Consider the following 26,149-nt stretch of genomic DNA (forward strand, 5'->3'; position numbering starts at 1 on the left):
CTACCCGGCTTGAGATGGAAGCTCTTTTCAAATGAGATAGCGTCAAATCTTCAGCACTCGATTGATCAGCAATACAGACTTCCTCGCTTTGAGATGAAAGCCTCCCCGACTTTCGCAAATATTTTATAACTCGCCGCGACAGGCGGCCTTTTCACAGCGGCAGTGAACGCTTCAAAGCAGATGGCAACGGACTCTCGGAATGCCATGACAGTTCTTCAGACCACATTGAAAACTAAAAATGCCGAGCTGGGTCAACAGGTCAGTGATGAGATAGAGAAAAAGGCCATCGCCAATAGCAATGAATTGCGGAAGCAACTCGACGATCTTAAGAAAAAAAGAGACGCCGCCGGGACAAGTTCCTTACAAAAGATCCCTTCAATTGACAAGCCTGTTCAGAGGCCTAACCATAACACTTCTTCAGAATCCGTCGAAGGAATCGCGGTTCGCCGCGCGCAAAGCTATATTGATTATGGCCGGCGCACTGTTGAATCGGCTCCGGAAACCAACGAAGGCCGCGCCGTCGCCAAGCAGTTGATTGCGAACAGTCAGGAGGTTTTGAATTCAGCTGATTTAAATTATGCAAAAGGCAAGGTGGCTTCGGGTGATCCAGGGCTGAAACTCGCCTATTCGTTGGCCGATACAGCGATCGCTCTTGCACCTGTTGCAGCTTTAGCTTTTGGCCCACCCGGTGCCTTAGTGGCGATTGGGCTTGAGGCGGTAAGCCTGGCTAAAAGCTGGTATGAGTATAGATCCGGCAAAAGTATCTGGACCGGTGAAGCTCTCTCACCTTTTCAAAGGGATATGGCACTGGTCAACGTTGGATTCGCTTTTGTTCCTGCCGGGACGCAACTCTTAGGTATGGGCATCAGCGCTCTACGATCAGCCATGAACATGGGGCGGGCACTGCGTGCCCCTGAGCTGGTGGCTCTGCCAGCCGCCGAGAAGTTTGCAGCAGCTTTTCAGAAACTGCCGGTAAATCTCCATCCCCAGCGTGTTATCGCTGGAAGTCCGAATTCCGTTGCCGTTGTCGGGATGAGCATGGGAAACCCAAGTAGAGGTTTGGTCGGAGTCAAGGATGTGGCTACTGAGTTACGAGCTGAGGGATTTCAGGTGAGAACATTTACACCTTCAGACGAGGCATTTGTTCAACTTAAAAACTTGGGACAAGGCTATCCAGATGGTTATGTCCCTTACGATAAAGTACCGGAAACCCTTATGTACCAGGAAAATAAGATATGGGCCGAAAAATTGTTGCAAGACGGTGTGACAGTCATTGATATTGGAAATCCTAATGGGCTGACAACCCCCAGCGCATTCTATGACATGGAGATTGAAGTGCTATGGAACCTTTTCCGGAAACAATGAGCGAAATTGAACTTCAAAAAAAGGCGTCAATTGCTATTGCTCCTCTTGGCCACCACCTTGATTCGCTTGGATATACACGTGGAACTGTAGAAACAAAGAAACTTGGAAGTTCCAATTCCGTAAAATACCAGTATCATCACGAAGTTTACGGACGTGTTATCAATGTGTTCGCAATGGAGAGATTGGGCGTAGAAGCTTTTATCCATCAAAACCTGGATGGTGATAAATTCAGTCTCAGCGACTACCTGAAGTGGAAGTCCAAAGGAAAAACCCGAGATTTAGCCGTTAGAAAAGACGATGAAACTTGGGAGCGCTATGCTGAGCGATGCGTGAGAACTATTGTTCATATTTTTGAGCTAGATTTGAGAAAGGTCGTAAGAGGGGAAGAGTGGATGTCTGTGCCAATTGACTGGTCAATTGCAGGACGGTAAGGCCTATGTGTTGGAATTTGGCTTCAATAGTCATATATGCTCAGCAATTTCGATCAAATGTTAGGATTTAAAGGCGATTTCGATCAAGCAGCGTTGCACTTTTATGATAACTGGCGTTTTCATCTTCCAGACTATAGGATTTCTACTATCATGAACAAAAGCTTTTTTCTCCTGGGTATCGCTGTGATTTTTATTGGCTGTTCGGATTCAAAATCATCGAAAAAGGATCCCGTTGTCCCAGAGGTGGTTCCTCAAGCAGTAGCTCCACAAGATGAAACGTCCGGTTCCAATCCGGTTCCCACACCCACGGCTACTCCTATGCCTACAGGATCAGACCGAAGTGAGCCTGTGAAGATAAAAAAGACTTTTTCACTTTTCACCCTTCCGGCTGCGGATGCGGGCCTTGCTAGGAGTGCTGCAAAAGTGATTTCCTTGACAATCAAGCCATTGAAAGTGACAAGTTTCGCAGGTATTAAAGGGTCGTTTTTATCCGCCAATTGCGGAAGCTCTGTTATAACAAAGAGCAAAGTGATTCTTCTGACAGATGACGACGAACTTGCGCCTACCTTCCAGCCAGCAATTGTGGTTCCAGCTGATGTTGTCTGCTCCGAGGAGATCAAGGTTAATCTCGATGTATACGGATTTGACGTTGAGCTTGGTGATGTGCTGGTTGCCGATGTGGTGTCTGTAGGGAAACCTGCGATTATCCAATGACGTGGAGGCGTCTTTGAGGCGCCTCACAAATATTGGATACATGTTCTCCACAATGGGCAGAAAGTCACCTCAATCGTTAAAGCCATTCCCGGCATGCCCGGTCGCCTGTCCGCGGGAATGACGCTCCATTCCACATAAATTCTCAGCTTCAAGGCGAGGTTGATCGTCTCCTCTACATCATAAGGTGGAGTTAGTTCATCGAAACCTTTTGTGTAGCCATAAGCAAATATTGTCCTGACCCAGGCCTTAGGACTCTGCTTCCGATCTATGCGCGGCAGGTTGCTCCAGAGCCATTCACGCACCCGAGAAGGGTATGACCCTATCGTTGAGCAAATCGGCGGCTGTGATGGACGTTCTGGTCGCGTAGAGCGTGCAAATGCCGACCTTGGAATAGGTATCAACGAAAGTCTGCTGATAGATGCGGCCGACGCCTTTGAGGGTACCGACACAGAAAGTATCCTGCGAGTCAAGGTAGCCGGGAAGGGCCGTCTCGGGGGACTTCAGATTGCTTTAAATACTGGGATCCACACTAAGCTCTCTCTTCCAAGAACTTAGCACCGATTGAGCGACTCTGTACTTCGCAGATACTTCTGCAGCTGGCTTTCCTTTTAGTATTTCCGCAACGATCACTTTCTTCATCTCATCAGGCCATTTCCGGTAACTGCCGCGCTTGTCCTTTGATTCTTGCAATTCTGGTGATGGACAGTTCTCGTTGGCTTCTGGCACTTCTGATTTATGTGTCTCTAGAAGTTCTGCCTTAAATTGACTTTTCCAGTTGCTAAGAACTGTCGTATTGATTCCGTGCTTTTTGCCAACGTCAAAAAGCTTGGTGCCTTGCAGAAGCTCTGCCACTATTGCTTTTTTTTCATCATTTGTTCGCCGATTTCTCAGCACCTTTGCTTGTTCAGGTTCAAAATGCGGAACTTTGTCTAGATTCAACTCTTTCGGGTCTAAGACTGTCTTTTCACCTGTGACCCAGTGGACAATAATCTCGAAATTCATTGCTGCTTTGCGCCCCGATTTACCGAGGATTTTATAGATCTTTCGAGAATTCCAGCCCAAATCATACAGCTGCTTTGGAACAATCAATCCCTGATGATAAGCCTGAAATATCTGTGCTATTTCCATTTTGTCGATGCCTAAGTCAAATTCCTTGAGTTCGACGAAATTTATCAGTTCATCGGTTGTTTCACGAAGGAATGCCCACATGAATTCAGGATTTGATTTTAACAGTTTTTCGAACTTAGCTTTTAAATCGTCTATAACCTCTACAACGTCATTTTTCTTGGATTCAAGAAACGAGATCTCATCAGTAAATTTTCTGATTTTTTCATCGTCCTTGGATTTTTCTGCCGAAATCCGTTCTTTATGAGCGATGTATTGGTCCTGCTCAATGATGCCTTTTAAAAGATAGTCAGTGAGCTTTGTGAGTTCGCTGTCAAGTTTTGATTTCTTCTCTTTCGTAAAATCCAAATCTTTTAATAGCTGTGTGAGTCTATGATGGGAATCATCTACCGATGATAGTCCTCGAAAAAGTTCATGATACAAAAGACCTTTGCCCAGTTTTTCCATTAGGAAAGTACCGAGCATTTCTTCGATGTCGATTGCTCTGAACGTTCTGTGTTTTGTAACCGTCCCTGTTTCGCTTCTAGTTCCTGGTTTGGGACATGAATAGTATCGATCGTCGTGAGTTGATGTCATGCCACGTAAGAGATCGCCGCAGCTTGGACACCGAATTTTCCGATGAAGCCAATTTTTGTATTGAGCGCTGGTCTGCATGATATCGTAGCATTGGGCGGCTTTTTTCTCCCGCATTTGTTGAACGCGGTTGAACAGTTCATCATTGACAATCGATGGTACATTTATTTTTTGAACCACCGCATCTGCAGTGTATGCGCTGCCCGGCCTCGTTTCTCCAAAAACGACGACCATCTCCCCTTTGTACATAGGATTTCTGATCATACGATTTATTGTTGGTCCAAGCCAGCAATTGAGTGCCTGATGCCCTTCAGGGATTGATGCCAACCATGCAGACTTGTCAATCTTCAATTGGTTCAACATTTGACTGATGCGTTTTACGCCCAGAGGTTCGATTAGTTCTGCAGCGGGGAGAGTCTGGGTCTTTTCGCCAACGTACAGCCGAAAGATGTCGCGAACAATCTCGGCCTCGTCTTCGACGACTGAATAGACGTACGTCTTATTTTTGCCGGTGCCTACAACTTTGACCCTATAGCCATAGGGTACAATGGAGAGACGCCATTTCTCATCCTTTGTTAGCACTTTACGTCTTGAGGTCTGCAGTTTGGCCACCATATCCAGCTTTGCAGATGGACCCAGTTCTTGCAGGAATCCGTCAACCATCCGGCTCGTGATATCTGTGGGGTCATATTGCTTTTTTTGCGATGTCGTGATGAGTACGAGCTTGGCCAGTGTGAAAATATCGGAGATTTCGCCGTTAAGCTGCTTGGTGGCCCCGCGAAATATCCGGTCGATGTTAACCGTAATAACGGTATTGACCTCTCCACGCCGGATGGCCTCCATGAGTTTCCAGAAATTCCTTTTCGTATCCTTGGATTCAAGATTGTAGTTTTCATCGGCGTATTCGCCTACAAACTCATGTGCCTGGCTTTCAAAGTGATCTTGGTAAAGCTTCTGGCAGGTGTAGCGCTGTTGTTCAATGGTTCCGTCTTTTTCTTGCTTGAGAGACGAGACACGGCAAAGGATGGCGACTTTAGGAATTTGCTTTTCGGACTTTTTGTTCGCCCAGGTCGTTGTTTTGTCAGACGTCTGGATAGCTTCTTTGATTCGGGAATATCGCTCACTGTTTTTGATGCTACGCTGCATTATCCTGGTCCTGTTCGGAAGCGGCCGTTGCCTGGCCATTCATGAATGCCTTAAAGTACCGCTCATGTACGGCTTTCTCTTCCTGCGTCAGCACAATTCTTGGCGTGGACTTTTGATCCATTTCTGTCAGAAGTTGAGCCAGTTTTTGATAGAGTTTTGCCGATAACTTCGGTATTTTTTCACTCATGGTCGAACTCGCCTTTGCAAGGATATATGACAATTGTCACATAACTTCGAACCGGGGAGGCTGGGCAAAGAGTGCCGACCACTAGCGAGAGGATTGTTGTAAAGTATTACTGCGTTCCCAAAGTCAGTGATCTTGACGTCACCTTCATAACTGATGAGAATATTTTGCGGTGAAATATCACGATGCACGATGCCCAGGGCCTCGCTCGTGATTTCATCGGCTTTGGTATGGGCATAATGCAGGGCACGTGCCGCGCAGGCTGCTATATGCAGAGCCATCGGCAGAGACAGACGCGTCTTGGCCGTTTCGCAGGCCGACAGGAGCGAACGCAAATCCGCGCCGTCCACATGCTCCATGATCAGAGCATACGAGCCGTCGACTTCCGTAAAATCGTAAACCTGCACGATATTGTTATGCTGCAGACGCTTACAAATATGGGCTTCGTCACGAAACATTTCGATGAATTCGCGGTCCTGCGCATAATGCGGAAGAATCCGTTTTACGGCGACGATTTTTTGAAAGGCAGCTTCACCCACGGCTATGCCAAGATAAATCTCGGCCATACCGCCTCGGGCAATTCTTCTGCCTAACACGTATGTGTTCTTCGCCATCGACCCTTCCTGCGTTCCTAGCTAACAGGGCTATCCCATGGCTGTTTCGGCGGTTCCTGAAAAAAGTGTAGTCAGAACCTTCCATCGAACTTTTGGCTGTTCGCTAAGAGTTGAATCTTGCAGCCCAAAGGCCGACTATCTGGTAATAATGAAAGTTTCCGTCCTGGCCTTAACAAGGGGTCCCAGCATTGCAAGCGCGATTTATTACAGTCGAAGGCGGCGAAGGTGCCGGCAAATCAGTCTTTACTCAGGGCCTGAGTCAGGCTCTGGCGATTGCGGGTATTCCCGTCGTCCTGACCCGAGAACCTGGCGGGACACCGCTGGCCGATGGTCTGCGTGAACTCTTTCTGCATCCGCCCGAAGGTGATAAACCGACAGCCATTACGGAACTCCTGATCGTGTCCGCGGCGCGCGCCCAGCATGTGGCGACCCGTATTGGACCACTTTTGGAGCGGGGGTCCTGGGTCCTTTGTGATCGTTTTTATGACTCCACGCGGGTTTACCAGGGTTCGCTCGGCGGCCTCGATTCGGCAGTATTGGAACCCATTATCGCCTGTTCCGTCGGCAACTGTCATCCCCACCTCTCGTTTGTGCTCGATTGTCCTGCTGAGCTGGCCATGCAACGCATCACCGCGCGTGAAAAAGCGAAAGGTCGTGACCAGGAAGTTCTCAATCGCTATGATGGTGGTTCCCAGGCCATGCATCAGCAGCTACGCAGCGCTTACCAGGCTCTGGCGAAAAAATTTCCTGAGCGTATTGTTTTGATCAACGCTGAGGAAACGCCTGAAAAGATGGTTCAAGGCGCCATGCATGCGATTCGTGAACGTTGGAATATATGAGCAGATCCTTGCGAAAAACTGAAGATATCCCCCGCGGTCCTGTCCGATCCTTTGACGACCTGATTGGTTTTCGGGATGTTGTGACCTCCTTTCATGATCTTGCGGAACGTGGCCGACTGCCCCAGGTCCTGCTGTTCGAAGGCCGACCTGCCATTGGGAAAAGAAAACTCCTGGCCCGTCTGGCCGCGACGATTTACTGCGAAAGCCAGGCGGCCTGCGGCCACTGCCAGGGTTGTCACTCCGTTATGCAAGGCTATCAGGCGGATCTGCTGTGGGTTGAGACGGAAGGGTCCATGAAGGTGGCGGAAGCGGAAGCCATTCAGGAACACCTCAGTTACCAGTCATCCGGCGCCCATCGCGTGGTCGTGATCGTTGATATCGAGGACATGAATGATCAGGCTGCCAATCGTCTCCTGAAGACGCTTGAAGAGCCGCCGCCGCGGTCGCTCGTGCTGATTTCCAGCAGTCGTCCTCGTCAGCTGCTGGCCACGATCACCTCACGCCTCGTGCGCTGGCATGTTCAGCCGCCTCCACTGGATCTTAGCCTGAGCTGGTTGATGGCTGCTTCTAAAGAGGCCGGTCTCACGGTCACCGAGCAGGATGCCCATGACGCGTTGGAACGTTACAGTCTGGCTCCGGGGCGGGCTCTTTTAGCCTTAAAAATGGCTAACTCCGTTGACCAGGATGCCCAGTATCGTTTGGCGTCCTTGCTGCTCAAGCCTTTGGAAGGTCGCGAGCTCTACGAACTCCAGGACCTTCTGAAACAGCAGGGTTGGAAGGCAAATGAGCTTGCTCAGCACTTCGAGCTGCTATTAAATCGATATTATAAATGGAACCTTGGCCTCATCGCAGAACGCCCTTCGCACTGGCCCGCTTCTATTGGTGCGCCAGATCCGCGTCTGTTGCGGCAGCGGCGAAGGATACTGCAACAAATTTACCGCGGTGGCGGGCAGGGGCATAACTTTCTGAATGCTCAGTTGGCAGCCGAAGCTTTGGGTTCAGACACTGCTTTTTAAATCGCAACGAGGAATCGAGTGATGAACGGAATAAATATTGTCGGTGTCCAGTTTCGGCGAGCCGGCAAAATATATGATTTCGATGCCAAGGATTTTCGCCTGAGCATCGGTGATCGGGTTGTGGTTGAAACCGAGCGCGGTCCGAGTCTGGCTGAAGTCAAACGGGTTGCCTATATTGAAGCCGAGCCATCGGAATCCTTGAAACCCATTGTGCGTATTGCTTCACGCAAAGATCGCGATTCCTCGGGACGGCTGACGCCTGAGTTCGCCGATACTTTTACCAAGGACAAGATCAGGGATCTGAACCTTGAAATGCGCGTGATCAATGTTGAGATCCAGTTTGGTGGCAACAAGGTCATCGTTTATTTTTCGGCACCTGGCCGCGTCGATTTTCGCGAGCTCGTCAAGGAACTTGCGGGTGGACTCAAAACGCGCGTGGAACTCAAGCAGGTTGGCGCTCGCGATGAAGCCAAGCTTTCGGGTGGAATTGGAATCTGTGGACGCGAATTCTGCTGCTCGAGTTTCCTGCGGGAATTTGTGCCAGTTTCCATCAAAATGGCCAAGAATCAAAACCTCGCCCTCAATCCCAGCAAGGTCTCAGGCGGCTGCGGTCGTCTGCTCTGCTGCCTGACCTATGAAGACGATACCTATACCGATCTTCGCCATAAACTTTTGCCCAAGGGCGCTCGCGTGCGGCTCGTGGATGAAAGCTACGGTGATGTCATCAAAGGCGATATCCTGAATCAAACCATGCTGGTCGAGCTTGATAGCGGCGAACAACGATCGATTCCTATCAAGGAACTCGAAGTGGTCGATGCCCGCCAGGGTGTGGTGGATGATGATTGGGGTAGCGATCTCGATTTCGGTTCGCTCATGGGTGAAGGTGATATCACGGCGTTGGATGATAGCGAAGAAGTCGCACAGCATCGCGAGTCAGCCGCTGAACCGATTCATGGTCGTGAAGGCACCCGTAAGCTGCAGCCGCAGGAACGTCCGGCTCGTGGACCGCGCGAAAATCGTCCCAGCAATGGCCCAAGGCCGGAGCAGGATGCGAAGGGCAAAGGTCGCGATCAGCAGCGGGCTCAGCCGAATCAAAATCAGAACCGTAAGCCAAGGCCACCGCGTGACGGTCAGCCGCCGCAAGCCAAGCCCAATCCCAACCAGGGCGATCGACCCAAAATCGCGCCTAAAATTATTCCGCGTGGCCAGCCTGAGAACAAGGGTGGCGGTGAATCGGGAAGCGAAGGCTCAGGAAGCGAAGGCTCAGGAAGCGAAAGTTAAAGCGATGGCTGAATCACGAACCGAAGGCTGAGGCGTTTGGCTCAATCAGAAAGCGAAGGCTCAGGCTTATGGCTAAACTCTATTTTCGTTATGGTACCGTGGGCAGCGCGAAGACTCTGAATCTTCTCGCCGTGGCCCACGCCTATCAGCAGCAGGATAAGCGCGTCTTTCTCATCAAACCGAGGATGGATACCCGCTTTGGAGCAGGCGTGATTCGTTCCCGGGCCGGACTTACCCGCGATGCGGACCTTTTGGTGGATGACAAGAGCCAGCTGGAACTCAGCGTGCTGCGTGGTTATCATTGCGTGCTCGTGGACGAAGCCCAGTTCCTGACGCCGCATGTGATTGAGCAGCTGCGTCAGGTCACGCGTTTATTGGATGTACCGGTCATCTGTTACGGGCTGCGGACGGATTTTCGCACGCAGCTCTTTCCTGGGGCGCAGCGACTCATGGAGTTGGCGGATGCCCTCGAGGAAATTAAAACCACCTGTGCGTTCTGCAATAAAAAGGCTGTGTTCAATCTGAAGCTTTTGGGCGGTAAGCCGACTCTGGCTGGACCCACGGTCGAGCTGGGTGCTGAGGAAAAATATCTGCCTAGCTGTTGCGACTGCTACTTCAGCGCGTTTCAAAAGACTCATCCGACTGAGGCTGAGTCCCCCTCAACGCTTTAACCTGAAATCCCAATCGGTGTATCATCCTTGATCACAAGGCGCTTGCGCTCCGGAATCGCATGAATCGATTCCGCGTGCTTGGCCGCGAGCTGACCGCAGGCACCCGACACATCCAGACCCTTGGAATAACGAACCGGAGCCGGGATGGAACGATCCGCCAAATATTTTTGAAAGGTCCGAATATCCTCATCCGAAGGCCGGTCATAGGGCAGACCCGGATGGGCATTGAAGGGAATCAGGTTCACCTTGGTGCGCAGACCATGCAGGAACTTCACCAGCTCCTTGGCTTCGCGCAGTCCACAGTTGGTATCTTTAATCAGAATATATTCGATCGTAATCTTGCGCCCTGTGGTTTTCTGATAATGCAGCAGAGATTCCTTGAGACGCTCCAGCTTATACCGACGGTTGATCGGCATCAGCGAGGTCCGCAGATCATCGCGCGACGCATGCAGCGATAACGCCAACGACGCACGCGAATCCAATGCCAGGCGCTCGATTTCTGGCGCGAGGCCGGAGGTCGACAAAGTCACATGACGCGCTGAGAGAAAGAAGCCATCCTCGGCCATCATCACGTTGGCGGCGCCGACGGTATTTTCATAATTATCGAGAGGCTCACCCATGCCCATGAAAACCACATGCGTGACGCGCAGATCTTCCGGCTTCAGGATTTCATTGGCCAGATAAAGCTGACTTAAAATTTCCCCGCGTTCCAGATGCCGCACAAAGCCGAGCTTGCCCGTCTGACAGAAGTCACATGCGAGTTTGCAACCCACCTGACTCGAAACGCAAAGACTCGTGCGGTTTTCATAGCGCAGGATCACGGATTCAATGGTGTGACCCTTATGACTTTTCAGCAGCAGCTTGGTGGAACCATCGACGGAATCAAGTTTGCTGATGATTTCCGGCATATGCCAGTCAAGTTCAGTGAAGAGCTTTTGCCGCATATCCTTGCCGAGATTGCTCATCTGCTCGGGATCGCGCACACCGGCTTTATAAATCCAATGAGCGATCTGGTCCGCACGAAAAGATTGCATACCCCAATCTTTCAGAAGTTGGCGATATTCCAGGCGGGAAAAATTAAGAAAATGCGGCTTTTGCATGCGGTACCTCGGGCGATAAAATCGGGCTAAGATACAGAAAATACCGGAAAAAAGTCAATTCCGAATCGGATTTCCCGGTCGAAACGGTAGGTTAAAGACGAGCCATTGTTCCGCGATGTCCCCGTTTTGACTTGAATTTCAAGCCCTGCTGAGGCGACAATCCGAGGGAACTGCGAGCTTACCTTGAGGAGCACGTTTTATGAAGATGGGTTTTCTGATCGATATGGACGGCGTCGTGTACCGGGGAACCCAGATCATTCCCGGAGCCGTGGAGTTTATCGAACGTTTGCATAAACTTCAGGTGCCCTTTATGTTCCTCACCAACAACAGTCAGCGCACGCCGATGGATGTCGCCACGCGTTTGCAACGCATGGGCTTTGATGTCACTCAGGATCACATCTTCACCAGCGCCCAGGCCACGGCCAATTATCTAGGCGGGCATAAGCCAGGCGGGACAGCTTATGTCATTGGCGAAGGCGGACTTTTGAATGCCTTGGATCGCGTGGGAATCGCGATTGTTGATAATCGTCCGGATTTTGTGGTGATCGGTGAAGGCCGAACCATGACGCTTGAAAACGTGGAAAAGGCTGTCCACATGGTCAATCAAGGGGCCAAGCTCATTGCCACCAATCTCGACGCCAACTGCCCCACTCAGGATGGTGGTGTCCGTCCCGGCTGCGGGGCTTATGTGAAAATGATCGAGGAAGCCACCGGTTATCGTGCCTTCAGCCCTGGCAAACCAAGTCCCGTGATCTTTCGCGCGGCTCGCAAGCGTCTTGGTTTGCAGACGGGTGAAACGATCATGGTCGGCGATACCATGGAAACGGATATTCTCGGCGGCGTGCAGCTTGGGTTCCGCACTATTCTGGTGATGTCAGGCGGCACCAAGGCAGCTGATATGCATCGTTTCGCGTATTCGCCGGATGTGATCATTGATTCAGTGGATGCGATGACGGTGGAATTCATTCAGCAGCAGCGGGAAATCCTGGCTTCCATGATGGGTCTGGAAGCCCGTATTGGACAGTATCCCGCGTCCTAAGGCCGAAGCTCAGGCAAGGTCGCCCAGAATGGGGGCCTTGATCTTAAGAGCATGCAGAATCTCAGTGACACCCGCCTTATTCAAGCCTTCCAGCATCGTCTGGCATGACGCTTCCGGATTCAAAGTTGCGGGCAGGCCCTTGAACGTATGCACATAGCGAGCTTCCTGACCTTCGTAGTCGAGGACCAGGGCACGCGCAATCGTTTCACCTTTTTTCGCATCAGGGAAGAAAAATGCACCGAAAGGCATGGTGCAATCACCCCCGAGTTTTTCCAGAATCAGGCGTTCCATGGTCGCGCAGGCGTACGTCGTGGGATCGCTCAGCGTGGCAAGATCCTTGGCAAAGGGACTATTGACTGGCGTTTCAATCGCCAGGGCACCTTGCGCGGCACAGGGAACATACCATTCATCGGCGAGCAGGCGATGCGGCAGGTGATCCAGGCTCAGGCGCTCCAGGGAAGCGCCCGCGAGAATCAAACCGTCCCAGTCGCCTTCATTCAATTTACGAATCCGCGTATCCACGTTGCCACGCACGGGCACAAGATTGATCTCACTCCCCAATCCTTTGAGGAGGGCCTGACGGCGGAGACTGGCCGTGGCAATGGTCATGGGTCCCATATTTTTCAAATCCGCTTTGCTGAGAAAGGTGCCGGTCGGCACTTTCAAACGCGAAAGAGATTTAGGATTGAAGATCAGAGCATCCTGAGGAATATGCCGAGGCAGGATCGCAGCCAATTGGAAGCCGGTCGGAATGCGTGCGGGCAGATCCTTCAGACTGTGGACCGCGATATCGGCTTCACCGGCCTTCATGGCTTCTTCGAGTTCACGCACAAACAGACCCTTGCCGCCGATCTCATGCAGAAAACGATCCTGCACGCGGTCGCCTTGGGTTTTGATGATATTGAGTTCGGTGCTGAGGCCGCGGGCCTGCAAGAGGCTCGACACATGATTGGCTTGCCAAAGAGCCAGCTGACTGCCGCGGGTTGCTATGCGAACTTTACGAGGAGTATTCATGAGTTTTTATCCATGGGAAATAGACTTTTCAACGCTTCCGCCATGCTTTCAGGTGAATAACCAACCGGTGGGTTATGCACAATTCGCGCCGCGTCGCCGTTGATTTTATTGATGATGGATTTCAGCATGGCTTCCGCCGCCTTCACCTGATTCTCGTCCAGCGCATTCAGTGGCGAACGGCCAAACGATTTTTGAAACTCTTGATTGATGAGGGTTTCAAGGTACTCGCGGAAACTGCCGAGCGCCGGTTTGAGGTTGATATTGCCCAACCATTTTTCAAAGCCATCGGCATTCTCGACGATGATCAGCTTGCCTTTTTCAGCGGCACGCCGACGTTCCTCGAAATTTTCACCGACGACCTGCTTCAGATCGTCGATATCGAAGAGATAGACATCTTCCAGTTCCGCACAGGCTTTGTCAATGTCGCGCGGCAGGGCGATATCGATGAGGAAGACAGGCTTATTGCGTACCGTCTGCGACCTTTGAATACGCGGCTTATCGAGCACGATTTCATTGGCTGACGTGCAGCTGATCACCACATCCGACAGGGCCAAAACCTCATTCAGTTCTTCCCAGGGATAGGCGATACCAACGCCCACCTTTTCAATCAGATTCTCGGCCCGGGAGAGCGTGCGGTTACAGACAAAAAGTTCCTTGGGCGTGTACTTCAAAAGATATTTGGCGGCGATTTCAGCCATCTCGCCGGCGCCGATGATCAGGACCCGGCAATCGGCAATGTCGCCGTAGACGCGGTTGGCCAGATCGATCGCGGCATGACTGATCGAGACCGGTTTTTTGCCGATATCCGTGCTGCTTCGGACTCTTTTGGATGAAGAAAACGCTTCCTGAGTCAGTCGTTTCAGAATGGGACCCAGCGTTCCGCTTTCCTGCGCAAACTGCGCCGCGGTTTTAAACTGGCCTGTGATCTGCGTTTCCCCAAGGACCAGGGAATCGAGACCGGAGGCTACGGAAAACGCATGCCGCGCCGCTTCCTTATGCAGGTAGTGGTAGCTGCGATGCTTGATTTCCTCGTCCAGTTCCTGCTTGGGATTCGGGCAAAATCTTTGCAAATCGATAAAGACTTCGCGCAGGTGCTGCGACGACATTTCCGTGCTGTCCATGACACCATAGAGTTCCAGCCGGTTGCAGGTCGAGAGGACCATGACTTCGCGCAGACCATGTTTTTGTATCACCTGGGGGAGCGAAACATCGATCTCCTCCCGGCTCAAAAACAAAGTCTCACGGAAATCCAAACCCGCTGACTCGTGGTTGGTGCCAACGCAAAATAGGATGGGAACCTTCTCAGCCAATCACGTGACTCCAGTTATTGATGCCGAACAAGCCGATGGCCAACAGGACGAAACCGAGGATCGTCATCCATGCCAGTCGTTTGGCCGAAAGATTGAAAAAATTACGACTCAGGAGGGTAACAAGATACCAGAGCCAGACGAGAAAGGCCCACAGTACTTTTCCCAGAAGAGTCATGCGATCTCCGGTAAAATAAAACTGGGAATAGATGGCTCCCATAATAAGGCCACAGGTGAGGAAAATAAATCCGAGCCAGATGGTGAGGATCAGAGCATCATTCAATTTGCTGATCGAAACCTGAGTGTGCTGGAGTCGATTGAGCTGTTTCTTTTTCAAGGCCCGCTGCTGAACCAGATAGAATACGGCAATCACGAAGGCGATGATCGCGAAAGCTTCCCCGAGGACGCTGACGATGATGTGAACCGACATGAGAATGCCTGTGCTTTCCACACTGGGTTCGCCATGCGGGGCCACGAAGAAAAACTGAATCAGCATAATCAAGGTGGACAGAGGGGCGACGATGGAGCCCACGATGCGCAGGTTGAAAAAGACCTGAGCAAGGATGGTGATCCAGGCTGTCGCCGTGATCAGGACAAAGCTGCTGGTAAGGTGCTTCATGTTGTAGAAAAAGGCGTTGGCCGTGTTAAAGGCCATCAGAAATGCAGCCAGCATGAACATGGCGTACGCTGCCCGATGAATTTTTTCCTGCGTACTGGATTTGGAAAAACTGTGAAGATAGAGCCCTGAAGAGCCAGCGAATGCAATCAGGGCTGATATGACACCCAAATGATAGAAATTCAAGTGAAGCCCCCTAAGGACTGGATGGATCGAAGCCAGGGCATTTATGACACAAAAGGAAGCCCAAGCTCAAGAAAGGATTCGCCGCCTCACAACCAGTTTAGCACGAGAGAGTGGATATTTATTGCCGTAGTGCAACGAATCTTCTCCTGCGGCTTAGCGGGATCAGCTGGGATTTGGTGACTTTTGAAAACAGGCCGATTCTTGAAAGCATCGCCCGAGGTTGGCAGCGGCTGCGGCTTTTCCCAAGAAAATCCTTGATTCATGGGAAAATGATCCGATAGACCCTGGAGAATCAGAGAGGAATTTTAAGTTCCATGGCTGAAGGCAAAGCAAGCTCGACCCTAGTGTCTCGTGCAACCCTGCAGGTTCGCCTTGCAGGTCTTGTCCTTTGCCTGGGCTCGGGACTCTTGGCCTGTGAGGCGTCCGATGACGGATTTGAGCAAGGCGTGATTGACTCCCTGCATCGGACCATTCAAGCGGTCGAGGATGCGGGTGAGCACAGCAACGGAGTTTTTGCCGATGCTTGGATCAGCCAGCATCAGCTGGCTTTTGCCCTTTCCATGCAGACAGCCCAGACTGAACTTGATCTCCTCACACGCAGGGATGGGGATGGTCAGCAGACCAACTGTGCAATTCCCGATCATGCGCAGCAACAAAAGGACGGTTGTGAGCTGATTCAATGGGCGGATCGCGACCTGACCCGTATGCGTTTGGCTGGAGATGAAGTCTTTCAACAACTGGGCTGGGGTCAAATGAAGCGAGCCACTGCAGCCAAGGCCGAGAGTGATGAGGCTGCTGCCGAGGCCAGGCGTCGTCTGATTGGAGCTCTGGATTTTTACGTCAAACGTATGCAGGCTGATATCGTCAGCAGCGCGCAAAATGTCCTGCGTCTGGCGGGGCTGATTATCATTGGGCTTTTGATTTTCATAGCTTCCAGTCTTCACATGATCTGGCAAAGCCGTCGCCAGCAGCAGCAGCTCATGGAGCGGGACACGGCCAACCGCGAATATACCCGCCGCCTGGAATTGATCAGCCGCGAGGTGAGGCGCCTGCGGGATCTCGGTTCGGCGATCGATGCCACCGCGGGTGTGTTGATTTTTAATCCGCAGCATAAAGTGGTGTCGATCAATGAAGGCTTTCGTCAGCTTCGCGCGCTTCACGATATGCACGTGCAGGGGCACAGTATCGCATCGGTTCTGGGGATCGAAGACGCCGAGCTGGTGGATGACATGATCGCTTCCATTACGCGAAAAGAGATATGGCGTGGCGAGGTTCAGGGTCGTCGCGAGGATGGGTCGGCGATCTGGATGTATGTTCTGTTTCACCCCGAGCTCGATGATCTTGAGGATCTGGAAGGTTCGCTGGCTTTGGTGCTGGATATCACGGAAAGCAAAAAGGCCCAGCTGACTTTGGCCCGCACGCGGCATCTCACAGCCCTTGGAGAAATGGCGGGAGGCGTGGCGCATGAAATCAACAATCCACTGTCCGTCATCAATGGGCGCGTCGCTGTTCTCCTGAAAAAGTTTCATGCCCAGAATCTGGAACCAGCGATTCTGCAAAGTGGTTTGGAGCAGGTACAAAGGACGGTGAGCCGCATCGCGCGTATTGTGGATTCGATGCGGCGCCTTTCGCGTACAGATATCAATTCTGAAGACGCAAGACCCGAGAAAATTGATGTGATCCTGCGTGAGACCTTGGAGTTTACCGAGGATAAGCTCAGCAAATATGAGATTCGGCTGATGATTCATGACCCCTTGATGATGAGCGAAGCCCTTGTGAGGCTGCGTGGCTTCGGGTTATCCCAGATTCTCATTAATTTGATCGCCAATGCCGTCGATGCCATCGACAGTGAGAGCGAGCCGGAGCGTTGGATCCGTGTGGAATTGGGACGTTCGAGTCAGGGCCTTGTGCAGATCAAGGTGGTCGATTCGGGTCAAGGGATAGCCAAGGCGATTCGGCACAAGATCATGGATCCATTTTTTACGACCAAACCCGCCGGCAAAGGCACCGGCCTTGGTTTAAGTCTTTCGCAGCGGATTGCCGAGGAACATGGTGGACGCCTCACCTATGATGACGAGGCTGCCCATACCACGTTTGTCCTCGAGCTTCCGGAACTGAAGAGAGACCAGGAGGTGGCTTAAGCCACTTAGATCGGCACCTCGCGGTAGTTTTCAATAATCTCTTTAAACGTCGCCAAATACTTCGAGCCGCCTTCACCATCGATCACGCGGTGATCAAAGGTCAAACTTACCATCATCATGGGGCGAATCGCGATCATATCGTCAATCACGACCGGTCTTTTCACAATGGCGCCGACGCCCAGCATGGCCACCTGCGGCTGGTTAATGATCGGGTTGCTGGTGATACTGCCCCAGCCACCCGGATTGGTGATAGAGAAGGTGCCGCCCTGCACATCATCCGGCTTGAGTTTTTTATTGCGCGCGCGCACCACCAGATCATTCAAACGTCGAGCCACGCCTGCCAGACTCAAATCACCGGCCTGCTTGATCACAGGCACGATCAGGCCGTTTTCCAGGGCCACCGCGCAGCCGATGTTAATATCCTTCTTCCAAAGGATATCGTAGCCGTCCACTGATGTGTTCACGATAGGATGCTTCTTGATAGCCTGCACCGCGGCGTGAATAAAGAAGGGCGTAAACGTCAACTTGAACCCTTCGCGTTTCTGAAATTCCGCACCATGCTTTTCACGAAGCTTGACGATCTGATGCAGATCCATCTCAAAGACCGTTGTCACATGCGGTGACACGCGCACGGATTCCACCATGTGATCAGCGATCAGCTGCCGCATGCGGGTCATGGGCTCGCGGCGAACCGGAACCCCTTCCAGGGTTTCCTGGCCATCGACACTGCCCAGTTTCAGCTGCGTGTGGGGAGTGGCCATAGGCATCGGTGTGGATTTCGCAGCCGGTACCGATGGTGCGGGCTTGCTCATCACGGCGGGGGTATCCTGCTCAAAGTCCAGGAGATCCTTTTTGGTGATGCGCCCATGCATGCCGCTGCCACGAACCTGATTCAAATTGATGCCGAGTTCCTGAGCCATTTTCCGAACCAGCGGTGAACTGCGCAGAGGCGAATCATCCTGATGTTCGTGATCGTCAGGAGCGCGATCCGCGGACGGCTCTTTGGGAATGGGCGGAGTCGTGCTGGCCTGGGACGAGGGCGCAGCGGGCAATTCGGTGGTGACCATGGCGCCTGCCTCGCTCGAAATAATGGCCAGGGCTTGATCGACTTTCACCACGCTGCCGATCGGGACCATGACTTTGACGAGAATGCCGGAAGCCGGCGCCGGAATTTCCGTATCCACCTTATCCGTGGAGACTTCCAGAAGAGGACTGTCTTTGGTAACGCTTTCGCCTTCTTTGATCAACCAATTGGTCAAGGTCGCCTCATGCACGCCCTCACCCATCAAGGGCATCAAAACCTCTGTGACCTTTGCCATCATGAACTCCGTTGATGTCTAATATCTCTGCCCCGGGTGCGTGGCACCCGCCCCTGCTTACATATGAATGGCGCCGCCGGTGCCCACGTGAGCCGCTTCCACGATCGTTTCCGAAATCGTGGGATGCGGATGAATGGTGTGAGCGATCTCGTCCAAAGTGGTTTCCAAAACCTTGCCCAGAGCAAATTCGGCAATCATCTCCGTGGCCGTGTTGCCGATGATATGGACGCCCAGGATTTCCTTGTATTTCGGTTCGTAAATGATCTTGACGAAGCCGGCTGTGGCATCCTCGATCTTGGCCTTGGCCATCGGGGCGAAGGGAAATTTAGCGATCTTGTACTCGCGTTTATCGGCTTTGCACTTTTCTTCGGTGAAACCAATGCTGGCGATTTCCGGGAAGCAGTAAATGGCGCCAGGGTTCGCCGCGTAGTTGATGAGGGGTGGCGTATGACCCGCGATCACTTCCACAGCATGATACGCTTCGGCCGAGGCTGTATGGGCCAGAGCCGGGGTGGGAATGATATCGCCGATCGCATAGATATTGGGGACAGCCGTTTTATAGTGATCATCAACCTTGAGAAACCCACCTTTTTCGGTGGTGAGACCCACTTTATTCAAACCAATATCATCGGTCACGGGCTCGCGGCCAATCGACAGGAGCACCTTATCAAACATGCGGTCGGGTTTGCCTTCGACCGAGAGTTTGACCTGTTTGCCATCATCCGCAACACCCAGCAGCTTGCTGCCGTTTTCAATGGTGATGTTTTGTTTTTTCAGATGACGTTCCAATTCCTTGACGCATTCACCATCTTCAGTAGGCAAAATTTGCGGTGCGAGTTCGATGATGGTGACCTGAGTACCCATGCGGCCAAAGAGTGAAGCGAACTCAGTCCCCACCACACCGCCGCCGACGATGGCCATGGTTTTGGGAATGTGATCGATGAAAAGGATGTGGTCGGAATTGAGAATATTTTTACCGTTCGATTTCGCAAATGGCAATTCACGGACCCGTGAGCCGGTTGCCAGAAGAACGGATTTGGCCTGGATTGTCGTAACCTTGCCGGCTTTATCGGTGATGCTGACCGAGGTTTTGCTTTCCAGGCGGCCATGGCCCTCGAAGGTGTCGATCTTATTTTTTTTCATCAGAAACCGCAGGCCTTTGCGTTGCTGATCGACGATTTTTTCTTTGCGCTCGAGGATTTTTCCCCAGTTGAAACTCACCGGCCCCGTACTGAATCCCTGCTCTTCCACATGCTGCAGTTTATCCCAGGTTTTTGCGGAATGAAGCAAGGCTTTCGTGGGGATACAGCCCCAGTTGAGACAGGTTCCGCCGAGGTTTTCCGACTTTTCAACCAAGGCGACTTTGAGTCCTAATTGCGCAGCCTTGAGGGCTCCGACTTCGCCACCAGGACCGGAACCAATCACCACCAGATCATAGGATGCTGTCATATTTTTCTCCTGCGAGGGGTCTCCCCGGCCAACCCCGATCAAGTGCAGGCTTGCTCTCTCACAAGAGAAGGGCGTCCCTGTGGGCCAAGGGGTCGGAACTGGGGGAATCTGCTCGACGGCAAGGCCGAGGCTCAATTTATAACGGGGAAACTTACACTATTAAATGGTGAACCTTAAAGAGAATATTTGGTATAGTTAAAGTTAGGCGGACCTTTCGTCCGACAAGAGTTATAGGGAAATTAGGGCCAAACGCGCCCACGCAAGGAGGTCCTATGGCCAAAGTCCTTGAGTTCAAAACCCTTGAACAACGTCGTGAAGAAACAGTTACTTACAAGCTTGTGAAGATGGCTGACGAGATCGACCAGGTACTCTTGCGTCATCTGGCAGACGATGACATTGATCCCCGTGAGCTGGTGGGCGTTCTGTCCCATAGGCTTGGGACTTTGATGAATCGCTTGGAAGAAAAAGATGAACTCTGGCATGTGTGCCAAAAGGTTATGAAAAGACAGGCTCAGATCGACTGAGTATCGCCTTGGCCTTCTTCCATCCAGGCGAACAAATCGGCCCGAATATCTTCCAGGCCGGTTTGTTTCATACTCGATACTCCGACAATTTTTCTTACTTCAATCCCCTTCATCGCCAATTCCTTGCTGAGCTTTTGCATGCGTGTCTGCAAAGCCTGGCGCGAGATTTTGTCGGTTTTAGTCAGCAATACATAGAGCGGCAGCTGACGACTCAGGAGAAACATCAATTCGTCATCGACGTCGGTTAATTCGCGACGGCAGTCGATTAGAAACATAAAATCCCGGATATTATCGCGGCGCACGTAGGCTTCCACCAAAGGTTGCCATTTTTCTGCGACGTGTTTATCGATCGCGCTGAAACCAAATCCTGGTAAATCCGCGACCACCATTTTGCCGTTCACTGAGAAAAAATTGATCATCTGAGTCTGACCGGGAGTGCGGCCTTTTCGGGCCAAAGTCTTATGTCCCAAAAGCGCATTAATCAGGCTCGATTTGCCAGCGTTGGAGCGGCCGATGAAGGCAACTTCGGGCTGGTGAAAATCAGGAAGTTGTTCCGGTTTGAGGGCGCTGGTGATATATCTGCAATCCATGTCTGACAAGACCTCATGTTCCGCGAAAAGGGTAGCCGATGGCCAGGGTACATTTACTCGATGACGAGCTGATTAACAAGATCGCAGCCGGCGAGGTAGTGGAACGGCCCGCGAGCGTCGTTAAAGAACTGGTGGAAAACGCTATAGACGCTGGGGCGACACATGTCAAGGTGATCCTGAAAGACGGCGGCCGCCAGCTCATTCAAGTTCAGGATGACGGACTAGGTATGCATCCGGATGACGCCGTTCTGGCTGTGAAACGCCATACCACTTCAAAATTACAGGCAGTGGATGACCTGTTTCAGGTGCGAACCATGGGTTTCCGTGGGGAAGCTTTGGCGTCCATTGCCTCGGTGAGTCGCTTCACTTTGCAAACGCAGTCACGCGAACACCGCGGACATCGCGTGCATATCGAAGATGGCAAACAAACAGATACGCCTTGGCAAGGATCACCGGGCACGATCATGACGGTGGCGGATCTTTTTTATAATGTGCCGGCACGCCGTTCATTTTTGAAAACGGCCGCAGCGGAATTTGCCGCCTGCCATGAGTTTATGCAGGCCCTGGCTTTATCGCTGCCGACGGTGGGTTTTACCCTTCTGCATAACGATCGTGAAGTGTTTGCTGTGAGTCCGGCTTTGAAAAGCGGTGAAGCCACCATGCGCGCCCGCGCGGCGTCATTGATAGGCAACGAAGACGCCAGTCGGCTGATTTATGTGCAGCGGCCCGATCGTCATGCGCACGTCGAGGCGTTGATTTCACCGCCGGGTCTGGATAAGGGAACGGCGCGCCATTGTTTTACGTTTGTGAATGGACGCTGGGTGCGGGATAAACTGCTGCGCTTTGCCGTGCAGCGGGGTTATCACAGCCACCTGATGAAGGGAAAATTTCCCATCGCCCTGCTTTACGTGACAGTGGATCCGGCGCTGGTGGATGTGAACGTGCATCCGGCCAAAGCTGAGCTGCGATTTCAATATGCGCAGGAAGTTCAGAACGCGCTGGTTTATGCGATCCGGGAAGCTCTGCGAGATGGCAACTGGGCCAGTGCCAACCCACCGATTAAAACTGTGGATAGCCTGCCTGATGATTTTGATTTGGCGCTCCCACAAAACCCAGCCGATGATGACGTTAAACGTACCGTGATGCGCTTCGATGCTGGACCGCCCACACCCTCGCGCACGCCATCCCGCGTGCAGCCGTCGCTTGATCTGTCGCAAGGTTTTGCGGAGACCGCAAAAGAAGAGCGAACATCAGCAGAGACTCGATCGAATGCAGCCGAACGATTCACGGAACCCGCTGCCATGCGATCCACCTCCGCGACCGCAAAAGGGGCGTCCCTGCAGGCGACACCTCCTGCCAAGGTTGACACGCCTCATTCTGTAGCGAAGGCCCATGATGGCCATGAGCGTGGCTTGAAAGGCGGTTCCTCTGGAGGTGCCGAGACGGCAGTTTCATCGTCCGCTGGCTCGATGCCTGCCGCACGTTCTCCTTTGGAATCCAAGGAAACCAGCGCATCGGTGCCAGGCAAACCCGTTCTTGTCGATCGTAGTGCGTCTGGAAACTCAGGCGCGGGCGTGGATGCTACCAAAGCTTCAGCCCACGTATCAAAGTTTGATCGCAGTGCGCAGAACGCAGCCACGGGATTAACCAGTCCCGGTTTAAAACCGCCCACAGACCTTCGATCCGTCACCAACGCTTCGGCAAAAATGCAGGCGCGCGGAACGCCGTCCGCTGTTGCCACATTGAAGGCTTCGGTCCCATCCCCGGATGGACAGACCGTGATCCCCTGGAATGATCTTCAATTTGTCGGCTCGTTCGCCCGCTGCTTTCTGCTGTTCGAATACCAACAGCAGATGCTGGCCATCGATCAGCATGCCTTTCACGAACGCGTACTCTATGAACGCCTGGTCGAGAACCCCGATATTCTGCGACGCACGCAGCCCCTGCTGATGCCGGAGGTCCTGGTTTTCAGTCCGACGGAATGCGAGCGTCTCGTCCATATGAAAGACGCGCTCGATGCTCTGGGTATCCAGATCCATGGAATCAGTGACACGGAGATTGAAGTCTCGGCTGTGCCGAGTCTACTCGTGAACAAAGATCTCAATAGCCTTCTCGTGGCCATCCTGGGCGGCCGGGATAAACCGTCCGAACTGGCTCATGATGTGCTGGCAACGATGGCCTGTCACGCCGCGGTGCGCGCTGGTGAGGAATTGCCGGAGCCCGAACTCAAAGCCCTTTTGCGCGAAGCGGAATCGGTGGATTTCTATCACAACTGTCCGCACGGCCGCCGGGTCTTCCGCTGGTGGAAACTCGCCCAGGTCGCCGCCTGGTTTGATCGCTGATGGGGAAGGAAGCTTTGTCATCTCCTCAGCAGGATTACCTCGTGATCGCCGGTCCCACCGCCAGTGGCAAATCCGCCCTGGCGATGGAACTGGCCCAACGCCTCCGCGGCGAAATCATCAATTGTGATTCTGTGCAGCTGTATCGGGGCTTCGATATCGGATCGGCAAAACCGTCGGTCGCGGAACAAGCTCTGGTCCCCCACCATCTATTGGATGTCGTTAACGCCGATGAAAATTATGATGCCAGCTGCTTTGCCGAAGCCGCGGAAGCTCTGATTCAAGACATCCGCAGTCGGGATCGACTGCCGCTCGTTGTCGGCGGCACGGGGCTCTATCTGCGTGCGCTCTGGCGGGACAACTGGCATGATCTTCCCAAAAGCGAAAGCCTGCGGCAGGAACTGGAAACCTGGTCCAACGACGCTCTGCACGAACGCCTGCAGACGCTGGATCCAGCGCGTGCGGCCCAGCTGCATCGCAACGATCGCTACCGCCTGCAGCGTGCGGTGGAGATTGCCATGCTCACGGGCAAACCTTTAAGCGAGCAAACCCCAAAATCCGAGGAACGCAATCGGGCCTTTGCCATTCGTGTCCTGTGCCCAAGACCGATTCTTGAGGAACGCAGCCAACACCGTGTGGAACAGATGCTGAAAGGGGGGTTGATTGAAGAGGTTCGTCAACTGCTGGCGTCAGGCGTTGACCCGCAATCGAAACCCATGCAAAGCATAGGTTATGCTCAAGTCGTGCGGTTTCTATCGGGCCAGATCAAGGAAGCCGAGCTTCCTGAGCAAATCCAGATTGCCACAAGGCAGTATGCGAAACGTCAGGAAACCTGGTTTAAAAAAGTTCACTTCGATGCCACATGGATCAGCGGATCGCCGATCGATCCGCTGTTTGAAATACTCAGGAATTCGGGTTTTTAGGTGCTTCAGGCAAAGCTTTTTTCTTCAGCACGAGATCCACGCACTGATAGTACACATCATCCCCCGTGTACGAAGGATCATAGGGGGCATGAATGGGGAACGGATCGGTCATCACCTGAATCACCTGCAGCGTGCAATTGTCACATTCCACATCCGGCAGCTTCACATCCCAGCTAAATTTTTTGCCTGGAAATCCGGCCTTATGGGGATCCAGGTTATCCAGCAGGACGTTCGGCGTATTGTAAAAATCCGCCGCTCCGCATTTATCCCGAGGATCATTCATGCATTCGCGGTTGATGGGCAGCACGGTCTGAGGGTTCACAAAATCATCATCCCCATCCTCATCAAAGGCAATTCTAAAATATCCTGGATGCGGTATAAATTCATCGATTGCAACCTGGATGGTTGCGCCGGGTTCAAACGTGAAAACATTGGTACTGCGCTCGCCGTTGAGGCGTCCACAGGGTCCTTTTTTGATTTCCTTGCGACCGTAGCGGGATTTCAAAGTGCCGGCTTTATCCAGATCGAAATGAGCGGAGGCGCTGCTGCCAAGTAACAAGGCCAAAGGCAGAACCAGTTGGGATGCACGCAAAGTCATGGGGCTTCTCCTCTTCATAATCGAATAAGACAGTTTGTGAGACACAGATTGTGTGCTATGGAATAGCAGCCAATGAATCGTTTGCCTAGCTGGTTATTTTATGTGTGTCGGATATGGAATATCAAAAGCGATAGAGCCTTCGCGGTAGGAGTTCATCCATGATTACTGTTCATCATTTGGAATACTCGCGTTCCCAGCGTGTTCTCTGTCTTCTGGAAGAATTGGGCGTGCCCTATGAAATCAAAGTCTATAAACGTAACCCCAAGACCATGCTGGCTCCTCCCGAATTGAAGGCCGTCCATCCCTTGGGTAAATCACCCGTTATCACGGATGATGGACAGACGATCGCTGAATCCGGGGCGATTATTGAATATCTGCTGGATCGCTACGACACGAAAAATCTTCTGCGACCCGCAGTGGGGACGCCGGAGCGCCTGCGTTATAACTATTGGCTGCACTATGCGGAAGGTTCGCTCATGCCGCCGCTTTTGGTGGCTTTGATCTTTGGCGAGGTGCAAAAAGCTAAAATGCCGTTTTTTGTGAAGCCGATTGTCAAAGGCATGGTGGGCAAAGTTCGGTCTTTTTACATCGGGCCGCAGATTAAGCTTCACTATGGTTTCATGGACCAGGAGCTGCAGAAGACCCCTTGGTTCGCAGGCCATCAATTCACGGCGGCCGACATTCAGATGAGTTATCCCGTGGATGCGGGATTGTCCCGCGGGGCTTCTGCAGGTCAGTATCCGAAGGTCCAGGACTTTATGAGCCGCATCAAGCAACGCCCCGCCTGGCAAAAAGCTGAAGCCAAGGTCGGGGATTTTGGAATGCCGATCTGAGCCTTTGATCGGTCACATTCTTTCAGGTTCTGGCTATATTGGCTTATTTGTGCCGTATTAAGGAATAAAGGACTTAAACCTCTCCACCCAAGCCAAGGGCTATGGATGGAGATTCCTGGCCTTCGGGCGTTCAGCGCTTCCCTGGCCGGTCGGGCACCAGGGCTCTTGCTGAGGCTTACTCGGCCTTTTTCCCGATCTCTCCAGGGAAGACG

General features: G+C 52.3%; 24 protein-coding genes and 1 pseudogene. 13 read left to right on the top strand and 12 right to left on the bottom strand.

All coding sequences use genetic code 11. The features are described from left to right. Window positions 1-204 precede the first annotated feature (204 nt). From VE954_RS03785 to VE954_RS03795, 3 genes are read left to right on the top strand one after another with little or no spacing between them, the layout of a single operon-like run. Window positions 205-1,365 carry a hypothetical protein gene (locus VE954_RS03785; protein ID WP_324949822.1) on the top strand — a complete coding sequence of 387 codons (1,161 nt, stop codon included), beginning with the start codon at window positions 205-207 and terminating at the stop codon, window positions 1,363-1,365. Next, a complete protein-coding gene (locus tag VE954_RS03790) occupies window positions 1,341-1,796 on the top strand; it encodes a hypothetical protein (RefSeq protein WP_324949824.1) in 456 nt (151 codons plus the stop codon). The genes VE954_RS03785 and VE954_RS03790 overlap by 25 nt, the downstream gene beginning before the upstream one ends. Before the next feature lie 36 nt (window positions 1,797-1,832). Then, the gene (locus VE954_RS03795) at window positions 1,833-2,510 is read left to right on the top strand and encodes a hypothetical protein (protein WP_324949826.1); all 678 of its coding nucleotides are present in this window, start codon (window positions 1,833-1,835) and stop codon (window positions 2,508-2,510) included. Between the two features lie 306 nt (window positions 2,511-2,816). On the opposite strand, the pseudogene VE954_RS03800 reads toward VE954_RS03795, so the two are convergent. From VE954_RS03800 to VE954_RS03815, 4 genes and pseudogenes are all read right to left on the bottom strand, one after another. Further along, window positions 2,817-3,002, bottom strand: a pseudogene (locus tag VE954_RS03800) (IS481 family transposase); the annotation flags it as partial. Between the two features lie 18 nt (window positions 3,003-3,020). After that, the gene (locus VE954_RS03805) at window positions 3,021-5,354 is read right to left on the bottom strand and encodes a recombinase family protein (protein WP_324949828.1); all 2,334 of its coding nucleotides are present in this window, start codon (window positions 5,352-5,354) and stop codon (window positions 3,021-3,023) included. Next, window positions 5,344-5,541, bottom strand: coding sequence for a hypothetical protein (locus VE954_RS03810; RefSeq protein ID WP_324949829.1), 198 nt, complete (start codon window positions 5,539-5,541; stop codon window positions 5,344-5,346). Before VE954_RS03810 ends, VE954_RS03805 begins: the two co-directional genes overlap by 11 nt. Further along, a complete protein-coding gene (locus tag VE954_RS03815; protein ID WP_324949831.1) occupies window positions 5,538-6,152 on the bottom strand; it encodes a serine/threonine-protein kinase in 615 nt (204 codons plus the stop codon). Before VE954_RS03815 ends, VE954_RS03810 begins: the two co-directional genes overlap by 4 nt. Before the next feature lie 188 nt (window positions 6,153-6,340). Here VE954_RS03815 and tmk point away from each other — a divergent pair, with 188 nt between their 5' ends. From tmk to VE954_RS03835, 4 genes are all read left to right on the top strand, one after another. Further along, a complete protein-coding gene (gene tmk / locus VE954_RS03820; protein ID WP_324949834.1) occupies window positions 6,341-6,991 on the top strand; it encodes a dTMP kinase in 651 nt (216 codons plus the stop codon). An 8-nt stretch (window positions 6,992-6,999) separates the two neighbouring features. Further along, on the top strand, window positions 7,000-8,007 hold the full coding sequence (locus VE954_RS03825; protein ID WP_324949836.1) for a hypothetical protein: 1,008 nt from the start codon (window positions 7,000-7,002) through the stop codon (window positions 8,005-8,007). Between the two features lie 21 nt (window positions 8,008-8,028). Then, window positions 8,029-9,288 (top strand): regulatory iron-sulfur-containing complex subunit RicT, encoded by a 1,260-nt coding sequence (ricT, locus tag VE954_RS03830; RefSeq protein WP_324949838.1) that lies wholly within the window; start codon window positions 8,029-8,031, stop codon window positions 9,286-9,288. 68 nt (window positions 9,289-9,356) lie between these two features. Then, window positions 9,357-9,959 (top strand): thymidine kinase, encoded by a 603-nt coding sequence (locus VE954_RS03835; RefSeq protein WP_324949840.1) that lies wholly within the window; start codon window positions 9,357-9,359, stop codon window positions 9,957-9,959. Here VE954_RS03835 and rlmN read toward each other — a convergent pair. Beyond that, complete coding sequence (gene rlmN, locus VE954_RS03840) at window positions 9,956-11,059, bottom strand: 23S rRNA (adenine(2503)-C(2))-methyltransferase RlmN (RefSeq protein ID WP_324949842.1); 1,104 nt, start codon at window positions 11,057-11,059, stop codon at window positions 9,956-9,958. The two genes, VE954_RS03835 and rlmN, sit on opposite strands and share 4 nt — an antisense overlap. A gap of 199 nt (window positions 11,060-11,258) precedes the next feature. On the opposite strand from rlmN, the gene VE954_RS03845 reads away from it, so the two are divergent. Then, window positions 11,259-12,098 (top strand): HAD-IIA family hydrolase, encoded by an 840-nt coding sequence (locus VE954_RS03845; RefSeq protein WP_324949844.1) that lies wholly within the window; start codon window positions 11,259-11,261, stop codon window positions 12,096-12,098. A gap of 9 nt (window positions 12,099-12,107) precedes the next feature. Here the strand turns inward: VE954_RS03845 and hemC are convergent, their stop codons facing one another. Genes hemC through ccsA form a run of 3 tightly spaced genes read right to left on the bottom strand, consistent with a single transcriptional unit; the run spans window position 12,108 to window position 15,221 of the window. Then, window positions 12,108-13,112 (bottom strand): hydroxymethylbilane synthase, encoded by a 1,005-nt coding sequence (hemC, locus tag VE954_RS03850; RefSeq protein WP_324949846.1) that lies wholly within the window; start codon window positions 13,110-13,112, stop codon window positions 12,108-12,110. Further along, window positions 13,109-14,422, bottom strand: coding sequence for a glutamyl-tRNA reductase (gene hemA / locus VE954_RS03855; RefSeq protein ID WP_324949848.1), 1,314 nt, complete (start codon window positions 14,420-14,422; stop codon window positions 13,109-13,111). Before hemA ends, hemC begins: the two co-directional genes overlap by 4 nt. After that, the gene (gene ccsA, locus VE954_RS03860; protein WP_324949850.1) at window positions 14,415-15,221 is read right to left on the bottom strand and encodes a cytochrome c biogenesis protein CcsA; all 807 of its coding nucleotides are present in this window, start codon (window positions 15,219-15,221) and stop codon (window positions 14,415-14,417) included. The genes hemA and ccsA overlap by 8 nt, the downstream gene beginning before the upstream one ends. 314 nt (window positions 15,222-15,535) lie before the next feature. On the opposite strand from ccsA, the gene VE954_RS03865 reads away from it, so the two are divergent. Next, complete coding sequence (locus tag VE954_RS03865) at window positions 15,536-17,362, top strand: sensor histidine kinase (RefSeq protein ID WP_324949852.1); 1,827 nt, start codon at window positions 15,536-15,538, stop codon at window positions 17,360-17,362. A gap of 5 nt (window positions 17,363-17,367) precedes the next feature. Here the strand turns inward: VE954_RS03865 and VE954_RS03870 are convergent, their stop codons facing one another. Both VE954_RS03870 and lpdA read right to left on the bottom strand, forming a co-directional pair. Next, window positions 17,368-18,684 carry a dihydrolipoamide acetyltransferase family protein gene (locus tag VE954_RS03870; protein ID WP_324949854.1) on the bottom strand — a complete coding sequence of 439 codons (1,317 nt, stop codon included), beginning with the start codon at window positions 18,682-18,684 and terminating at the stop codon, window positions 17,368-17,370. 54 nt (window positions 18,685-18,738) lie between these two features. Further along, window positions 18,739-20,130, bottom strand: coding sequence for a dihydrolipoyl dehydrogenase (gene lpdA / locus VE954_RS03875; protein WP_324949856.1), 1,392 nt, complete (start codon window positions 20,128-20,130; stop codon window positions 18,739-18,741). 272 nt (window positions 20,131-20,402) lie between these two features. On the opposite strand from lpdA, the gene VE954_RS03880 reads away from it, so the two are divergent. Next, window positions 20,403-20,654: a hypothetical protein gene (locus VE954_RS03880; RefSeq protein ID WP_324949858.1), complete on the top strand. Its 252-nt coding sequence runs from the start codon at window positions 20,403-20,405 to the stop codon at window positions 20,652-20,654. Here VE954_RS03880 and yihA read toward each other — a convergent pair. Further along, window positions 20,642-21,244: a ribosome biogenesis GTP-binding protein YihA/YsxC gene (yihA, locus tag VE954_RS03885; protein ID WP_324949860.1), complete on the bottom strand. Its 603-nt coding sequence runs from the start codon at window positions 21,242-21,244 to the stop codon at window positions 20,642-20,644. The genes VE954_RS03880 and yihA overlap by 13 nt on opposite strands. Before the next feature lie 38 nt (window positions 21,245-21,282). Between yihA and mutL the strand changes: the two genes are divergently transcribed. Beyond that, complete coding sequence (mutL, locus tag VE954_RS03890) at window positions 21,283-23,586, top strand: DNA mismatch repair endonuclease MutL (protein WP_324949862.1); 2,304 nt, start codon at window positions 21,283-21,285, stop codon at window positions 23,584-23,586. Window positions 23,587-23,600: 14 nt separating this feature from the next. Then, window positions 23,601-24,506, top strand: coding sequence for a tRNA (adenosine(37)-N6)-dimethylallyltransferase MiaA (gene miaA, locus VE954_RS03895; protein ID WP_324949864.1), 906 nt, complete (start codon window positions 23,601-23,603; stop codon window positions 24,504-24,506). On the opposite strand, the gene VE954_RS03900 is transcribed toward miaA, so the two are convergent. Then, entirely contained in the window at window positions 24,487-25,104 is a 618-nt protein-coding gene (locus tag VE954_RS03900; RefSeq protein WP_324949866.1) for an SCE4755 family polysaccharide monooxygenase-like protein, read from the bottom strand. The genes miaA and VE954_RS03900 overlap by 20 nt on opposite strands. Before the next feature lie 158 nt (window positions 25,105-25,262). Here VE954_RS03900 and VE954_RS03905 point away from each other — a divergent pair, with 158 nt between their 5' ends. Further along, complete coding sequence (locus tag VE954_RS03905; RefSeq protein WP_324949868.1) at window positions 25,263-25,937, top strand: glutathione S-transferase; 675 nt, start codon at window positions 25,263-25,265, stop codon at window positions 25,935-25,937. Window positions 25,938-26,149 lie beyond the last annotated feature (212 nt).

Origin of the sequence: Oligoflexus sp. (assembly GCF_035638955.1) — a bacterium.
GTDB lineage: Bacteria > Bdellovibrionota_B > Oligoflexia > Oligoflexales > Oligoflexaceae > Oligoflexus.

Bases quoted from the DNA above. Each gene is read 5' to 3' on its own strand.
- VE954_RS03785 (WP_324949822.1), top strand. From the start codon at position 205: ATGACAGTTCTTCAGACCACATTGAAAACTAAAAATGCCGAGCTGGGT.
- VE954_RS03790 (WP_324949824.1), top strand. From the start codon at position 1,341: ATGGAACCTTTTCCGGAAACAATGAGCGAAATTGAACTTCAAAAAAAG.
- VE954_RS03795 (WP_324949826.1), top strand. From the start codon at position 1,833: ATGCTCAGCAATTTCGATCAAATGTTAGGATTTAAAGGCGATTTCGAT.
- VE954_RS03805 (WP_324949828.1), bottom strand. From the start codon at position 5,354: ATGCAGCGTAGCATCAAAAACAGTGAGCGATATTCCCGAATCAAAGAA.
- VE954_RS03810 (WP_324949829.1), bottom strand. From the start codon at position 5,541: ATGAGTGAAAAAATACCGAAGTTATCGGCAAAACTCTATCAAAAACTG.
- VE954_RS03815 (WP_324949831.1), bottom strand. From the start codon at position 6,152: ATGGCGAAGAACACATACGTGTTAGGCAGAAGAATTGCCCGAGGCGGT.
- ricT (WP_324949838.1), top strand. From the start codon at position 8,029: ATGAACGGAATAAATATTGTCGGTGTCCAGTTTCGGCGAGCCGGCAAA.
- VE954_RS03835 (WP_324949840.1), top strand. From the start codon at position 9,357: ATGGCTAAACTCTATTTTCGTTATGGTACCGTGGGCAGCGCGAAGACT.
- rlmN (WP_324949842.1), bottom strand. From the start codon at position 11,059: ATGCAAAAGCCGCATTTTCTTAATTTTTCCCGCCTGGAATATCGCCAA.
- VE954_RS03845 (WP_324949844.1), top strand. From the start codon at position 11,259: ATGAAGATGGGTTTTCTGATCGATATGGACGGCGTCGTGTACCGGGGA.
- hemC (WP_324949846.1), bottom strand. From the start codon at position 13,112: ATGAATACTCCTCGTAAAGTTCGCATAGCAACCCGCGGCAGTCAGCTG.
- VE954_RS03865 (WP_324949852.1), top strand. From the start codon at position 15,536: ATGGCTGAAGGCAAAGCAAGCTCGACCCTAGTGTCTCGTGCAACCCTG.
- VE954_RS03870 (WP_324949854.1), bottom strand. From the start codon at position 18,684: ATGATGGCAAAGGTCACAGAGGTTTTGATGCCCTTGATGGGTGAGGGC.
- lpdA (WP_324949856.1), bottom strand. From the start codon at position 20,130: ATGACAGCATCCTATGATCTGGTGGTGATTGGTTCCGGTCCTGGTGGC.
- VE954_RS03880 (WP_324949858.1), top strand. From the start codon at position 20,403: ATGGCCAAAGTCCTTGAGTTCAAAACCCTTGAACAACGTCGTGAAGAA.
- yihA (WP_324949860.1), bottom strand. From the start codon at position 21,244: ATGGATTGCAGATATATCACCAGCGCCCTCAAACCGGAACAACTTCCT.
- mutL (WP_324949862.1), top strand. From the start codon at position 21,283: ATGGCCAGGGTACATTTACTCGATGACGAGCTGATTAACAAGATCGCA.
- VE954_RS03900 (WP_324949866.1), bottom strand. From the start codon at position 25,104: ATGACTTTGCGTGCATCCCAACTGGTTCTGCCTTTGGCCTTGTTACTT.
- VE954_RS03905 (WP_324949868.1), top strand. From the start codon at position 25,263: ATGATTACTGTTCATCATTTGGAATACTCGCGTTCCCAGCGTGTTCTC.